Source organism: Helicobacter sp. 12S02232-10, assembly GCF_002272895.1.
Lineage (GTDB): Bacteria > Campylobacterota > Campylobacteria > Campylobacterales > Helicobacteraceae > Helicobacter_J.
This window is the reverse complement of record NZ_MLAQ01000002.1, coordinates 245,936-259,586: the sequence shown is the minus strand read 5'-3', so window position 1 is coordinate 259,586 and position 13,651 is coordinate 245,936. Positions and strand designations below refer to the sequence as shown.

Sequence of the window (13,651 nt, the reverse complement as noted above, 5' to 3'; positions counted from 1 at the left end):
ATAGACCTTCTGATAGACAGGGTAGCTACAGCCCTCAAGTAGAATCAGGATGGGCAGCATAGAACAAATCCAGCGCATTTTTTACTCCTTCCAACTCCGCCTCACAGCTTTGATCTTTGATATGAATGGTCTTGTATTTGGTGATAACTCTCTCTTTCATAGTCTCCATCTTCTCCAGATACTGCTTGGTCTCTAAGCTCTTTTTTAAAAGGACTTGATTTTGAGAAGTGAGGGCGTTTTTAAGATTTTCTAGCTCCAAGCCCGCTTTGATGCCGACTTTGATTTGGTGCTGCACATAAAGTTCTGCAAGCCCAAAGAGAGCTAGCAGAACTAAAATACCAATCATCAAGAACTTTAATTTCAGGTATTCAAACATTCAAACCTCCTTCTTTGGATTCCATCAGTGCAGAGAGCTTAATCGCTCGACTTTTAGTTTGTTTTGCCCAAAGACTCTCACTCATCTCTTTGGCCGCATTCTCATAGTCGTGAGCTTTTAGAGCTTCAATCATCTTTTTAAAACCCAAGAGTTTTTTTACGCCCAAATTGTAAGCCATATCCAGTAAGATGGCTTGACGTTCTTCGTTTAGATGGGCAAACCAACCAAAGCCTAAAAGTCGCTCATAGAGCTCCTCGACCCTATCTACAAGCCAAGCCTCCGCCTCCTCTTTGTTCCACTCCCCATTTATCAAAGCCTCTTTTTCAGCCTCGTTCAAGGGGTAGGCGTTCAAATTCCTCCCATACCCAATGGTGGGAATTTTTTGAGTATCTAAATAAATTTGAGAGCTAAAGCCCTCGTGGGTTTTAATTAAAGTTATTGCTCTTAGAATCGCTTCTTTCATTCAGACACCTTCATTTTTAATGCGATTTCATACACAAACAAGCCCTCATTGATGCTGGAGAGCTTTAAGCTCTCAAAAACAATCCGAGTTTGGGCATCAGGGGCTTGAGCCTTTTCAATCTCTTCAAGCTCTAAATCCAGATACTCAGAGCCTGCGGCGATATCCTTATTCAAAGAATAAAAAGCGACCAAGACCTTAAAGTCGGCTTCAAAAACCTGATTTTGCCCCTTTGCAACCCCCTCTAAGACGTAATACTTGCCTTTTTGCGTCAGAGTGCTGGAGCTTAGGGGCTTGAGCCCTTTGAAGGTTGCTTCAAATTTTTGAATAATTTCTCCAACTCTCATATTAAAAACTCTCTTTCTTTAACAAGATAGCACTTCGCGCTCTCTAATCCTTCTTCTTGAATGAGCGGGGCGTTTTCAATGGCTTTTAAAGCCTTATTTAAAAGCATTTCATCTTCTTCTGAAAGGCCGATCTTTAGCCAGAGTTTGAGTCGCACCATTGCGAAATCCAGCTTGATGAAATTCGGAACCTTTTTATTCAGAACTGCTTCTTCCATTTCTTTGAGCGCCCGAGTCGCAACTGCTTCGCTCACCTCTTCTTCATTCTCCAAACTCCCTTTGGCTCGCTCTAAAAGCTCTGTGAGCAGAGGGTGTTTCGCTTCTATTTCATTAGAAGTTTCCAAAGAAGGAGTGAATGTATCCATTATTTACTCTTTGTTTTATCTCTAAAATCTTCGCTTTGAGTTTTAAGCTCTAAAGACTCTATTTTTCTTCCCAGAGCCTCCACTGCAACCCTAATGTTCTCTAGAGTTTCTATGACTTTATTGATATGCTCTTCATTTTGCAGAGCGATAGAAGCTTCTGTTTTTAGCTCCAGCTCCGTCTTGAGTTCTCTGGCTTGATCTCTGTTGTTTCTCATTCTTTTTCTCCTCTTAAGACGCTGTGCCATCAGATTTGAAGGCTTGTTGCCATAGACCATACCCCGCATTATCTTCTGTGTCAATACCATAAATCAGCTCTCGTCTCATAAAATTCGCATCCGAATCAGGTTTGTCTAGAGCAGTGAATTCCACTTCTTTGTTTTTTTGCACCAAAAACGGCTTAATCGACTTGGTGGTATCCAGCAAATACCAAGCTTTGGGATCGGTCAAGAATGGACAAACATAGAGCTCTGCCATTCCAAAGGTGATATTTCCTTCGCCGTTTGCAAGCGGGCTCTTTTGCAAGATTTCCATTCCTTTGTATTCAAGTTCGGGCGGAACGATGAGGAGTGAGGGATTGATTCTTAAGGGCTTGCCCTCCTCATTGACCACACCTCGCATTTGCGATCTTGCCTCCATAAAAGAAGCTTGGCTCAAAGCTTTGGTGCCGATATTGGTGAATTTCTTAGAGCCCACCATATGAGAATCGGAGAAGAAATTTTGCCCGTCATAACAGATGCCATTGGTTTCTAATAGAGGAAACACGAGCTCATCATAATGCTGCACAGCAAGCTCTGCCATATTCTTGATTTGAAGGGCGACAATTCCTAAAGAATCATAAGTGATGACATCTCTATCAACCTTGATAGTGCTTTCAAAATTCTTCTTAGAGATTTCATATTTATAGCCTGAGATGTCTTTTAAAACTCTGTCGCCGACCCATTCCCTCATAGACGGGAGAGCGGCAAGCCAGCGATAATCCACGCTGATGGTTTTTGCAACCACTTCCATAGCGATCTTATTGCAATCGCCTTTTTGAGTTTCAAGAGCTCCATTAAAAAGAGTGCTCAGTTGTTTGGAGATTTCTGCAATCGTTGTGGTGTCGAGTTTCATTTCTTATCCTTTTGTGTTGAAGTTTCTAATTTATTGTCATTGATTCCGAGTTGGCGTTTGATTTCAAGAGATAGCTCCGAATCGCTTATTGCAGCGAGTTCTATTTTATTTTTCTCAAGCTCTGAAGCCTTGAGTGTGTTCTGCGCTTCGATTTTGTAGATTTCAAGGTGCTTGTCCAGATCAGAGCTATTGAGCTCTAAGGCCTCTTGTTTTCTTTTGGGAAGTAACTCTCCCGCTATAATGGCTCGCTCCACTCTCTCTTCTCTGGCATTTTTTTCTAGGTTTTCTTTTTCTTTATTGAGCTTCTCTTTCTCTTTTTTAAGGGCTTCCAACTGCTCTTTAAGATCCGCGACTTCTTTTTCTTTCTTATTGAGAGCCTCTTTTATTGTCTCTTCTTTTTTATTGTCTTCAGTTTTTTCTTCAGCCATTTTTTTTCCTTTGTTTTGATTTGGATTGGACTCTTCTTGAGTGTTTAAGGCAAGTCCGCCTAGATTAGGACGATTCACGAGCCCCACAGAATGAATGCGGGTTGCCTTTGCAATCTCCCCATCTTTTTGCACAAAGATTGCAGGGGAAAGATAGCGGTAGAGTTTATTCTCGATGAGTTCTTTTCCCTTTGGAGTGGTTTCAAGCTCTGCATAGATCCCATCTTCTTTAAGTTTGGGGTTTTTGAACCAGCCCATCGCTTCACCCTTAGAGTCGTGATTGAGATCTAACATCAAGTCTGCAGGCTCTTTTTTTAGACTCTCTAGGACTTTTTCCCCATCAACTTCAAACTTTCGCCCATCAATGCCTTGGACTTCTTTTCCGATTGGCAGGATTTTCACTTCTTTGCTGACAGATTCTCCTTGAGACTCATTTCTAAAATTGAGTTCTAAAAAGAGATTCTCTTTTTCTAGCTTCATTATCCAAATTCCTTGTTTTTGAAATTTGAGAGGAAGTATAAAAGAGGCTGAGAGGCTCTTTTGACAAAACTTTTGTCAAAAAAAAGGTCTTGGTTTGGGCAAGATTTGAAAAAAATAACGGGGAAGATGTGAAAAAAGAATTTAAAAAACAACCTTTTAAAAAACCTCAAAGAGGGGTGAGCAGGGAAGAAATTAAAGACGCCTATATCAGTGGTCAGTCTATTGGCGATATTTGCCTCGCCTTTGATATGAGTCCCTCCAATATTCATTATCATAGAAAGAGAGATCTAGAAGCAGGGGTCGATTGGATTGCTCTTAGAAATGAGAATAAGAGAGACTTGAGCGATTTGGAGAGGAAGAAAGATCTGTTTTTAAAAAAACTGATTGACGCGTTTGAAGAGATTCTTAAAAGCTCAGGAGGGGAACCGTTAGAGCCTAGATTGCTGCAAGATTTCGCCAATGCTTATTATAAGATCGTTTCGCCTAAAACGTTTGATGCAAAATTTCTGATTCAAAAGAGTGCGGAAGAAACCATCGCAACCATTGCTCATCTTGCCCTAGAGCAGAATAAACAAGAAGTGGCTAACTTCCTTTCTGAAAATGCTGATCTATTAATAGAGACCATCTTAAAAAAGAGGGTTTAAAATGTTTGAAATCTCTCAAAAAAACAAAAACTCATTTTTAAGCCTTTTAAGCTATTTTTTTATCTTTAAGCCATCTTCCTACTCCCAAAAAAATTTAAAGATTTTTAAAGGGGTTTTAAAGGGTTTTTCAAAGGGGGTAAAGGGTTTAATTTTTGGGGTATTTTTTTGTTTGCTTCGACTTTTTAAAACTTTAGTTTCTTTAAAAAGCGTGCAGTGGGTGGGGGTAGGTCTAAGGGAGGGGGCGGGCGACGCTTCGCAAGTAGAACCCCGCCCCCTCCTAATAAAAAGAACAGCTTGTTTCTATGTTATAAAATGGGGGTCAAATGAAGCCCCAAGCTTTTAATGAACTCCGCACATTCTTAAAATCCCTCCCAGCGCTCAGTGATACAGACAGAGAAGCAAGGATAGAGAGAGCTAAGAAGGACTTTAGATTCTTTGTGAAAACCTATTTTGCTCACTATATCCAAGAGCCTGAAACCTCAATCTTTCGAAACTTTGTTTATGATAATATCAGAGGGCTATTACAAGAACACAAGCTTCTCTTATTTAAAGCTTACAGAGGAGCAGCAAAAACAACGATTCTCTCTCGCCTTCTCACCCTTTGGCTCTTACTCTCCAATCAAAAGAGCTACGCCCTCATCATTTCATCCACTCTAGATATTGCTAAGGAGAGCATTGAAACCTTAAAAGTCGAGTGCGAAGACAATGCCAATCTGATCGCAGATTTTAGTTTGAGTATAGGGTCAGTCTGGAGTGCGGAAGAGTTTATCTTAAAGGTTGGGGAGGCCTCTGTAAAGGTGAAAGCTTTTGGAGCAGCGAAAAAGATTAGAGGCACGAATTTTTTAGGCAAACGCCCTGATTGGATTGTGTGTGACGACATTGAAAATGATGAGAATATTCAGAGTAAAAATCAAAGGGATAAGCTGCATTCGTGGTTTTTAAAGGCTGTGTTAAAACTCCCTGCGAGGACGCAGAGCTATAACATTCTGATTGTTGGCACAACCCTGCATCACGACTCGCTGTTAGCCAGACTGGAAGAGCGCAGCGATGTGAAGAGTTTCAATTTTCCGCTTGTGCTTGATTTTGGCAGTAAGATTGAAGGCTTGTCCAAGCAATCTTTAGTGGCGATTGAAGAGAATGGAGAGAAACCTTATCAGATAATGATTCTTGATGATGAGAGCTTAGATAAAAAGAGCGTGCTTTTAGAGTTTTTAGAAGATAAAGACTCCTTCTTTTCCGAATACCAAAACACCCCGCTCTCCAAAGAGAACGCACCCCTTTCAAGGTATAGAACTTTTGAGATTCTGCCTGCAAAGATTGATGCCATCTATATGGGGATCGACCCCTCGCTTGGCAAAACTAGAGGCGATTTGTTTGGCGTCTGCTCTCTCTATCATTCTAAAGAAAATCAAAAATACTATGCCAAAGCAACGGGTTATCAAGTCAATCCTGAAGTGATGATTGAAGTGATTTTAGAAACCTATCTCAAGAATCTCACCATCTGCCCCTTTGTCACTTTGGCCATTGAGGTCGTAGCTTACCAGCAGTTTTTTAAACAGATTTTAATGAGAACAGCAAGAGAAAGAGGCTTGGGGCTCATTCCTGTCATTGAGTTGAAGAATACACAGAACAAAGAATTGCGTCTGGACACGCTCGCTCCCTTGCTCTCTGAAGAAGTCTTGGTGATTGATGGCAGTTGCCACGAACTCATACTGGAGCTAGACACTTACCCAAAAAGCAAATACGACGACTTATTGGACAGCGTGGAGTTTGCCGTGCGCATTGCAAGAGGGGGAGCAAGACTCGATTACTCTTTAGCCCTTAAGGCAATGGGCAGGAGCGGCTCGAAGTTCAAAAGCCTCAAGCAGAGGTTTTAAATGGCTTTTAAAAAGTCTTTAAAACTCAAATCGCTCTCCGTTTTAGAAAGCGTGACGGGGGATAAAGGGTTGTTAAGGGACATAAGGGGGCAGTCTTCGCAATTTAAGCCCCCTTATCCCTTAAAAGGCGAAGCCTCACTTAAAACAAACCCCGCAAGGGCAGACAATAAGATATTAAAAAAATTAAAACAAAAGGAGATTACCAATGAACCAAAAAAACCCCAAACCCCCCAAGCTCTCAAACTTAGACCTGAATCCTCGTTATAAAAACGCAATCCCCGCCATTGTGCCGTATGAACGCATTAAAGGAGCGTTGCAAAGCGACAATATCGCTGACCTGCTTGGCATCTATTCTCATTTTCTCAGGTTTGATGCTCAAATCTCAAGCGAATTTCAAAAACGCCGCATATCCCTCTCTCGCCTCCCTTTTATGGTGGAGAGCGAGGATAAGACCCAGCAAGAGTTCTTGGAGAAACTTTGCTCTCAACCCAACTTCAGACGATTCTTATTTGATGCGAGCTCAGCGATTGCCTATGGCTTTGCCCCTTTTATATTAAACTGGGACTTAAGAGAGAATCAAGTCTTTCCCTCCCTCTCTTACATCTCTACCAAATTCATCTCTTCTAAAGAAGACAGACTCTTTATCTCAATGGGTTCTAGCCAAGTCTTTTTAGGTGAGAGGGAAGATGTTTGGGTGCATTTTCACCCGACTGATAGCGGCGAACTCATCCAGCAAGGCTTGTTTTACAAAGTGATTTCCATCGCTTCCCTCAAGTATATCGCCCTCTCCAAATATATGAACTATCTAGACTCTCTTTCCATTCCTCCGCTAGTGGTCAAAACAGAAGACATCAACAGTGAAAAAGACGTTGAGAAGATGATGGAAATGCTCTTCAACCTCAGGAGTAATAGCATCGGAATCTTTGATAAAAACTCTGTGTTTGAGCTTTTAAGCGGGAATGTGGATAAAGGCACATTTTTGGATTTTATTCAATATTGCGATGAGGCGATCTCTAAAGTTATCACAGGACAAGTCCTAGCAGGCAACTCCACGCAAAATGGCACGCAGGCACTAGGGAATATTCACGATAAGATACGGAAGAATACTGAGGAATACGATGCTGCTTTGCTATCGGAGAGTATCAAAGGTCTTTTAGAAAAAGCTTTAAAATTTAATTTTGCTACGCCCGCCGCCTTTAGCTTTGAGATGGATACAAACACGGAAACGGATGAGAACGAGCAGATGGACGTCTTTGTTAAACTCAAACAAATCGGTGTCGATGTGCCGATTGAGCATCTGGAGCAAACCTTTAAGATCAAAGGTTTGCAACGCTCGCAGAGCTTTAGTGATGACTATGGTGGCAGCAGTGAGAATCTTGCTCTAAACTCAAGAAGTGATACAGAAGAGGGAGCTCTCAATAAAACTCTTAAAACCTATGCCCTAGATAAGCCGTTGAGTGATTTAGCACTGAGTGATAAAAAGCTTCAATCTCAAACAGAAACTATTAAAACTCAAGTTTTAGCGATTACTAAAAAGTCTAGAAGTTTTGAAGGGGCTTATAATAAGATTTTAAGAGTCTTTAAAGGGGCAGATTTTAATATGGCTGAAGATGTTCTGTTTGAGCTCATCAGCAATGCAACACTTAAAGGAGAGCTAGAGGGGAGCAGTGAGGGAGAGTTTTAATGATTAAAATTGACTTTAATCTTCCCCTAGAAGAGAATATCGCTTATCTCTTAGCCAAGAAACCCAAAATCAGTTTTAACTTTGATGAACTGAAATTTCAAGCCCACCAAAGAGCTTTTAGTGTAGCAAAGATGATGCAAATTGATTTATTGGCAGATATCCAAGCAAGCCTCATAAAAGCTCAAGCCAAAGGAGAGGGATTTGAGCAGTGGCAGGCAGGGATTGTGCCGAGATTGCAGAAGCAGGGTTGGTGGGGCGAAAAGCAAATCACAAACCCAAAAACAGGCGAAATCAAGAATATAGTCATCGGCTCTTCACGCCTTAAGACGATATTTGAAACCAATATGGCAAGCGCTTATGCCAAAGGCAAGAAGCAAGCCCAGTTTGACCCTGATAACGACGCGGTCTATCTGCGTTATGTGAGTTTGCTCTATGGCAACAGGCGAGAAAATCACAAGGTTTTACACGGGATTATCAAACACCGAGATGACCCGTTCTGGAAAGAGAATTACCCGCCAAACGGCTACAACTGCCAATGTCGAGTGTTTGCCTATACAAGAGAGCAGTTGGAGCAAAGAGGGTGGAGCGAGCATCAGGGGGAGCTTCCTGATATTGCTGATAAAAGTTTTAGGGGTAATATTTTAGAGAACCAAGATAAAGAGCTAGATAAAATCTATCTAGAAAAAGCAAAGAGAATCATTGGAATTAATGAGCCTTCTAAGTTGTTAAAGTCCCTAATCTTTAGTGATTATCAAAGTATTTTAGAAAATAGAAGGAGATGGAAGGAGATAAAGGGGTTGTATGAAGATCCGAGCAAAGATAGAAGTATTGTAATTGCCCAGACAAGCGATATATTAAGCTCTTTTTTGCAAACACAATCAAAAAATATTCTTTTGTCTGCATATACAATAAGAAAGCAAAAAAACAAACACCCTGAATTAGGAGCATTCGATTATTATTTAATTGCCCATATGGGAAACAAGCCTTTATATAAGTTTAAAGATAGGGATTATAGCGTGGTGTTTGTAGAGAAGCTAGGCGGAAGGTATCGTATTGTTTATAAGGTGACAAGAGATAGAAATGAGATTTATGTAACCAGTTTGGTTAAATATAGCAGGGATGATAAGGATTTTGAAGCACAGATAAGAAAACTAAAAAGTTCAAAAGAAGAGATAGATGGTTAGGGGTGGGCTAGCCCCTTGTTTGAATGTGTGGGGTGCGAAAACTCCCACTTTTACCTTTCCATCTTAGCCCCAAGACTTCGCCTATGCCTCGCACAAATGGCATTCAAACGTTGGTATCATTCTACCATATCATTATTAAATAATAAAGGATTTTAATGCCAAATCTCAAAGAATTCCAAAAACTTATCAAGGATATCAAAGCCCTGCAAGACTTTAAAAAGTCTGAAGCGATGGCAAAGCTTTTAAAAACTACTGCTCAAACATTAGAATCTGTATCTGATGAAAGCTTTGAAAATAAAAAGAGTCCTTTTGGAGAAGCTTGGAAAGACAGAGCTCCTGCGACTAAACTTAAACTTTTAAGAGAAAGAAAGCTTAGCCAAAGCGATATCTTGCAAGTCAGTGGGCATTTAAGACGCTCTATCGGGACTAAGACAACAAGCAACTCTGTGATACTAGGCACCAATGTTTCTAAGGGGTATGCAGCTATCCATCAATTTGGGGGCTACGCAGGCAAAAACAAAAAAGTAAAAATACCCGCTCGCCCTTATCTGCCTATCAATGACAAAGGAGAATTGCCTCAAGTCTTAGAGAAACAGATAGAGGGTTTTATTTGGAAGTATTTGGGTGTTTAGGGCAAAAGATAGCAGTACATTGATTTTCTTTATAAGGTTGATTAGAAAAGAAATAATTTCTCATATAAGAAGAAACGCTTTCTCCCAGCAAATAAGAACTTGACGTCACGCTTCCTCCAAAAAAACCTCTGGTAGCTGGGATGGAAAAATAAGTAGTTTCCAGAATTTTGCCGTTTTTGTCTTTGAATAAAATTTTTATTTCTATAAACCCCCGCTCATCTTGATCTGCAAACCACCATTTCCAAAATCGTGCAGCGTGATTTCCCTTGTTGAATTTTGTAAAGAAATACTCAATAACTAAAGTCTTATCTGCAGGATCTTTTTCCTTTATTGAAGTAGGCATATTCATCTTGATACCCCTCTCAAAATGACCCGCCAAGCCTCTAGGAATTGCGACAAGATGTTTTCCTTCAATGAGTTCATAGCCAGTCTTTTTCTCGCCATTGTAAAAATTTCCCAATGTAGCTATTTGAGGATTCACATAACATCCTGTAAAAATTAAAACGATCAGAAAAAAAGCCAAATTTTTCATTCTTCTGCCTTATTATAAAAATCTAAAAATTATAGAAAATAAATCTTTGTTTTTAATTTAAAGACAAAGAAATCATTTTAACTTAATCAAAGAATCAGTCTTCAAAAATCCCTAACTCCCCCATCACCACCACTTCAGAGCCATTGGTGCTCTCTGGGCTTTTGTCGTGATTCTTATTGATGTTTGCTTTGATGCTTTTTCTGATTCTTTCAAAACTCTCCCTGAGTTTAGGGTCTTGACATTCGATTTCAAACTCCCCGCTTGAGACTTCTTCAAAGGTGTTCTCTTCTATCAATGGCGGCTTTTTGGAGAATATCTTAAAATCATTTTCTAGCTGGACTTTCACTCTTGTCCAATAAGCCTTAGGGGCTTCTTTCTTAAGATCCCTATACCATTTTCTTAGATTATCTAAGAGTTCTTTTTCTTTGAGTCTATAAAGACTGAGAGCAGAGATATGGTTCAAGACAATAAAGAGCGTATTATTCTTGATAGAGCAGTAGGTAACGTGTCTAGCCAATTCCTCGCCCAAGCTTTTTTTAACGTAATTCTTTAGAGCAGCCCTCAAGGCTAACTCTTCGCCAAGTAGGTCTATGCCGCTTGCCTCCCCTGTCTTTTTGCGCAAGACTTGAGCGGGGGTTTTGAAGAATAATGGGGTGGTATCTGTATTGATTTTTTTGAGTCTGCCGTTGATATTTTTAATCATTTGAACTCTCTGTTTTCGAGTCTTTTGCTGGTTTTTCTGCAAACAAGGGAAGTTCTTGTTGTTTTCTTTTGTGCTCTCGAATGATCTCTCTGACTTTCTCTACAGAGAGGTTGAATTTAGTCGCTAAAAGTTCATAATTATAGCCGTTAAATTCCTCAGTGATTCGCTCCCTCACATCAGGAATGACTTGAGGGATATAGACTCTTAATCCTCCATATTTCTTGCAGATCTTCTCAAAGCTCATCCCCGCTTTATAATCTTCGCAAATCTTGTGCAGCTTGTGCTTTGTCATTGTGACCTCTTTTATTGTTTGTAATTTGGATTATTTGCTGTTTTAAAAGCTCTGCTGTAGATTTCAGAGCTTTTGAGTTGCTTGAGATTGTAGCTCAGCGTGCGCTCTAGCCCTGTAATCACTTTAGTGGCTTCTTTGGAGGTGAGGTCAGGGACTTTTCTAGAGGCTTTAATTTGTCTTTGAATGAACCCGCTCAAATCTTCACCACTCCAACCTAACTCTTCTTGCAGTCTTTTTATCTTTTGTTTTTGGGCGTAAGAAAGAGCAGTCTTTCTAACATAGAGTTTTCTATCAGGGTCGATTAGAGCAAAGTCTCTATCTCTGCCGATGTCATCAAGGATAGAAACAACCTCTTGAAGTTCAGTGATAGAAAGGAGGGCGGAGCTTTTTTCATTATAACGCAGATAGAGCCAATCTTCCCAAGCCCCGTTTGCTTTGATTTCTTTGTATCGGGGGTGGGTATGGATTTTTATAATCAGTTGCTTTCTTAAAAACGCTTGTTTTTTTGTCATTTTTGCTCCTTTTAAATATCTGCCCTTGTAGAGTTTGTTTTTAGAGGCTTTGGCTTTTACAAGCCTTTATCCCCTCTAATAAGGCGAAGCCTCATACCCTTTTTAAAACTTTTAAACCCTGTTTCAAAGCCCTTTAAAGAATCTTTAAACGACTTTCAAAAAGAATTAAACGCTCAGAGAATCTCTTAAGAGACGCTCTGCAAACTTTCAATCTTAGGCTCAACCCTAAAGTTATCTTTGACAACTCTTGTGATTCCTAGCTTCACCAAAGCGCTGTCATCAAGTTCGCACAAGGCTTCTTTGTTGGGCTTTTCTTCATACACAATGCAGTCCTTAAAACCAAATTTCTTAATCGCTCCAATCAAGCTCTCTATCTTTGCTTTCGCTCTTGGCAGACTCACGCTTTTTGAAAGTCGATACCCAATCGTTCCAAAGACCAAATCTTTGCTTCTTTTTTCTGCAAAATCAGCCTTGTTAGCGCTACAGAAATTTTCAATCTCTTGCTCTAAGAAGTTGCGTTCGTTTTGCAACTCAGTGATTTGGGGTTTTGCCTCTTCTTTGATCTGATTGCACTTCAGAGTCACTTCACCTTCAATTTGAGCGATGCCCACCTCACACTCACAAACTCTTTTTAACGCCATATCGACATCGTCATAATTCTTGATATTCATTTTTTTTACTCCTTGTTTTTATTTATTTTTTATTTGATTTCAATGCAATAATGCGAAAGCCCTAGACTCTTTGCTAGAGCCAACTCTTTTTTCATTCCCTCAGAATTATTTGAATAGGGAGTTTTAATTTCTATGATGCTCTGGCAGTTTCTTAAAAATTCCAACCCGTCTGCCAAGACTTCCAAGCGTTCGCTCTCTTCGTTATACACCCCATCAAAGCACAGAATCGGGGATATGGGGATAAAACCCATCATCTTGGCGTGTCTGGCTCCTTTGAGTGCGTAGCCCCTTACAATACTGACCCAATCCATCGGCTCTAGTGCTCGCCTGACACTCGCATAAGGTGAGGCAACGTAGCAAAAAGTTCTCATTGACTGCTCTCTTTCAAACCTTCAAAAACACTGCTGAAGGCTTTAAATTTTTCAAAATCCAAGTTTTTTAAAACGATTTCCTTAGCTTTGGTGTGAAGAATTAAAACTTCGTTTATAAGCTCATTCAGCTCTCCTGCTATCGCCTCAAGACTCCTGTCTTCTTTGAGCGCAACAAGTTTTAGAACATCTTCCCTGTCATAATGATTGCAGAGAATCTCAAGTGCGTCCTGAAAGTAGTAGTCTTCCTCTTCAAGCACATCTTCTAAAGTGACTTCAACTTTTGCATCCACTATCATTGTCTGACCTCCTCTTTATTCCTAACTTCAATTTCCGCTCCTACAGATTTGGCCATCTTGATGACCATCTCTAAGCGTTCAACCTCTTTGTGGGCTTCTAGGCCCTTGACCCTATCTTGCAACTCTTCCACCTTAGTTCTCAGAGATTCATTACTTTTTTCATTTCATTCCACATTAAGAACCAAGTCACCACCCAGCTAATGAGCGTGAAGATAACGACGACTGAAACGATATTTCCTAAAAAATCAATCATATTTTTACTCCTTATTTAATAATTTCAACTCTATGCAAGCTCTCTATAAAAGGCGACAACACGCCTTTAACTCTCTTTGTTCCAACCTTGACCTTGCTCCTAATCAATCCTCTATCTTCAAAATAGAATCTTGAATCATAAGAAATGCCGCTTGTGCCAATCAGGCGAAAATTAGCTGTTTTTTTAGTTTTTTTCATTGTTTGCTCCTTTTTAAGTTAAAAACGCTCATCTATCGCAACATTCTGAATTCTAATTTCTTGTCTGAATGTGATAATCAGGGCTTTTTTACAATACAAGCAGTTCTTAGGAACGCTGTAGTAGCTCTTCTTTCTCGAATTAAAAAAATGCCGCACATAAAAACAAAAATCTTTTTTGAATTCCCACTCGCTCCTACAATAGGGACAAGTTATCAAAAAATCGTTGTATTCCATCACTTTCTC

The 13,651-nt window shown here is 40.0% G+C and carries 23 protein-coding genes; 6 read left to right on the top strand and 17 right to left on the bottom strand.

All coding sequences use genetic code 11. The features are described from left to right. Positions 1-34: 34 nt before the first annotated feature. From BKH41_RS02815 to BKH41_RS02785, 7 genes are read right to left on the bottom strand one after another with little or no spacing between them, the layout of a single operon-like run. Positions 35-376: a hypothetical protein gene (locus BKH41_RS02815; protein WP_095296918.1), complete on the bottom strand. Its 342-nt coding sequence runs from the start codon at positions 374-376 to the stop codon at positions 35-37. Beyond that, on the bottom strand, positions 369-839 hold the full coding sequence (locus BKH41_RS02810) for a glycoside hydrolase family protein (protein WP_095296917.1): 471 nt from the start codon (positions 837-839) through the stop codon (positions 369-371). The genes BKH41_RS02815 and BKH41_RS02810 overlap by 8 nt, the downstream gene beginning before the upstream one ends. After that, positions 836-1,183 carry a hypothetical protein gene (locus BKH41_RS02805; protein WP_095296916.1) on the bottom strand — a complete coding sequence of 116 codons (348 nt, stop codon included), beginning with the start codon at positions 1,181-1,183 and terminating at the stop codon, positions 836-838. Before BKH41_RS02805 ends, BKH41_RS02810 begins: the two co-directional genes overlap by 4 nt. Next, the gene (locus tag BKH41_RS02800; RefSeq protein WP_095296915.1) at positions 1,180-1,545 is read right to left on the bottom strand and encodes a hypothetical protein; all 366 of its coding nucleotides are present in this window, start codon (positions 1,543-1,545) and stop codon (positions 1,180-1,182) included. The genes BKH41_RS02805 and BKH41_RS02800 overlap by 4 nt, the downstream gene beginning before the upstream one ends. Continuing rightward, a complete protein-coding gene (locus BKH41_RS02795; RefSeq protein ID WP_095296914.1) occupies positions 1,545-1,760 on the bottom strand; it encodes a hypothetical protein in 216 nt (71 codons plus the stop codon). The genes BKH41_RS02800 and BKH41_RS02795 overlap by 1 nt, the downstream gene beginning before the upstream one ends. 13 nt (positions 1,761-1,773) lie before the next feature. Continuing rightward, complete coding sequence (locus tag BKH41_RS02790) at positions 1,774-2,655, bottom strand: Mu-like prophage major head subunit gpT family protein (protein WP_095296913.1); 882 nt, start codon at positions 2,653-2,655, stop codon at positions 1,774-1,776. Continuing rightward, positions 2,652-3,560, bottom strand: coding sequence for a phage protease (locus BKH41_RS02785; protein ID WP_095296912.1), 909 nt, complete (start codon positions 3,558-3,560; stop codon positions 2,652-2,654). The genes BKH41_RS02790 and BKH41_RS02785 overlap by 4 nt, the downstream gene beginning before the upstream one ends. 128 nt (positions 3,561-3,688) lie before the next feature. Here BKH41_RS02785 and BKH41_RS02780 point away from each other — a divergent pair, with 128 nt between their 5' ends. The 6 genes from BKH41_RS02780 to BKH41_RS02750 all read left to right on the top strand — a co-directional run bounded on the left by BKH41_RS02780 (position 3,689) and on the right by BKH41_RS02750 (position 9,581). Further along, positions 3,689-4,204, top strand: a complete 516-nt coding sequence (locus BKH41_RS02780; protein WP_180762709.1) for a DUF1804 family protein — start codon at positions 3,689-3,691, stop codon at positions 4,202-4,204. Between the two features lies 1 nt (position 4,205). Further along, on the top strand, positions 4,206-4,547 hold the full coding sequence (locus BKH41_RS02775; RefSeq protein ID WP_095296910.1) for a hypothetical protein: 342 nt from the start codon (positions 4,206-4,208) through the stop codon (positions 4,545-4,547). Further along, positions 4,528-6,081, top strand: a complete 1,554-nt coding sequence (locus tag BKH41_RS02770; protein ID WP_095296909.1) for a hypothetical protein — start codon at positions 4,528-4,530, stop codon at positions 6,079-6,081. Before BKH41_RS02775 ends, BKH41_RS02770 begins: the two co-directional genes overlap by 20 nt. Positions 6,082-6,286: 205 nt before the next feature. Next, positions 6,287-7,765, top strand: a complete 1,479-nt coding sequence (locus BKH41_RS02760; RefSeq protein WP_095296907.1) for a DUF935 family protein — start codon at positions 6,287-6,289, stop codon at positions 7,763-7,765. After that, positions 7,765-8,949 carry a phage minor head protein gene (locus BKH41_RS02755; RefSeq protein ID WP_095296906.1) on the top strand — a complete coding sequence of 395 codons (1,185 nt, stop codon included), beginning with the start codon at positions 7,765-7,767 and terminating at the stop codon, positions 8,947-8,949. The genes BKH41_RS02760 and BKH41_RS02755 overlap by 1 nt, the downstream gene beginning before the upstream one ends. 155 nt (positions 8,950-9,104) lie before the next feature. Next, a complete protein-coding gene (locus BKH41_RS02750) occupies positions 9,105-9,581 on the top strand; it encodes a phage virion morphogenesis protein (RefSeq protein ID WP_095296905.1) in 477 nt (158 codons plus the stop codon). Here the strand turns inward: BKH41_RS02750 and BKH41_RS02745 are convergent. From BKH41_RS02745 to BKH41_RS09625, 10 genes are all read right to left on the bottom strand, one after another. Then, positions 9,556-10,113: a hypothetical protein gene (locus BKH41_RS02745; protein ID WP_095296904.1), complete on the bottom strand. Its 558-nt coding sequence runs from the start codon at positions 10,111-10,113 to the stop codon at positions 9,556-9,558. The genes BKH41_RS02750 and BKH41_RS02745 overlap by 26 nt on opposite strands. 94 nt (positions 10,114-10,207) lie before the next feature. Next, on the bottom strand, positions 10,208-10,816 hold the full coding sequence (locus tag BKH41_RS02740; RefSeq protein ID WP_095296903.1) for a DciA family protein: 609 nt from the start codon (positions 10,814-10,816) through the stop codon (positions 10,208-10,210). Continuing rightward, complete coding sequence (locus tag BKH41_RS02735; RefSeq protein WP_095296902.1) at positions 10,809-11,108, bottom strand: Mor transcription activator family protein; 300 nt, start codon at positions 11,106-11,108, stop codon at positions 10,809-10,811. Before BKH41_RS02735 ends, BKH41_RS02740 begins: the two co-directional genes overlap by 8 nt. Before the next feature lie 11 nt (positions 11,109-11,119). Beyond that, positions 11,120-11,620 carry a phage protein GemA/Gp16 family protein gene (locus BKH41_RS02730; RefSeq protein ID WP_095296901.1) on the bottom strand — a complete coding sequence of 167 codons (501 nt, stop codon included), beginning with the start codon at positions 11,618-11,620 and terminating at the stop codon, positions 11,120-11,122. 185 nt (positions 11,621-11,805) lie between these two features. Next, positions 11,806-12,291 (bottom strand): host-nuclease inhibitor Gam family protein, encoded by a 486-nt coding sequence (locus tag BKH41_RS02725; protein WP_095296900.1) that lies wholly within the window; start codon positions 12,289-12,291, stop codon positions 11,806-11,808. A 29-nt stretch (positions 12,292-12,320) separates the two neighbouring features. Further along, a complete protein-coding gene (locus BKH41_RS02720; protein ID WP_095296899.1) occupies positions 12,321-12,662 on the bottom strand; it encodes a hypothetical protein in 342 nt (113 codons plus the stop codon). Further along, on the bottom strand, positions 12,659-12,958 hold the full coding sequence (locus tag BKH41_RS02715) for a hypothetical protein (protein WP_095296898.1): 300 nt from the start codon (positions 12,956-12,958) through the stop codon (positions 12,659-12,661). Before BKH41_RS02715 ends, BKH41_RS02720 begins: the two co-directional genes overlap by 4 nt. Further along, entirely contained in the window at positions 12,955-13,080 is a 126-nt protein-coding gene (locus tag BKH41_RS10070; protein WP_257875385.1) for a hypothetical protein, read from the bottom strand. Before BKH41_RS10070 ends, BKH41_RS02715 begins: the two co-directional genes overlap by 4 nt. A gap of 142 nt (positions 13,081-13,222) precedes the next feature. Next, positions 13,223-13,408 (bottom strand): hypothetical protein, encoded by a 186-nt coding sequence (locus BKH41_RS02710; RefSeq protein ID WP_095296897.1) that lies wholly within the window; start codon positions 13,406-13,408, stop codon positions 13,223-13,225. A gap of 18 nt (positions 13,409-13,426) precedes the next feature. Continuing rightward, entirely contained in the window at positions 13,427-13,642 is a 216-nt protein-coding gene (locus tag BKH41_RS09625; RefSeq protein WP_143428688.1) for a hypothetical protein, read from the bottom strand. Between the last annotated feature and the right edge of the window lie 9 nt (positions 13,643-13,651).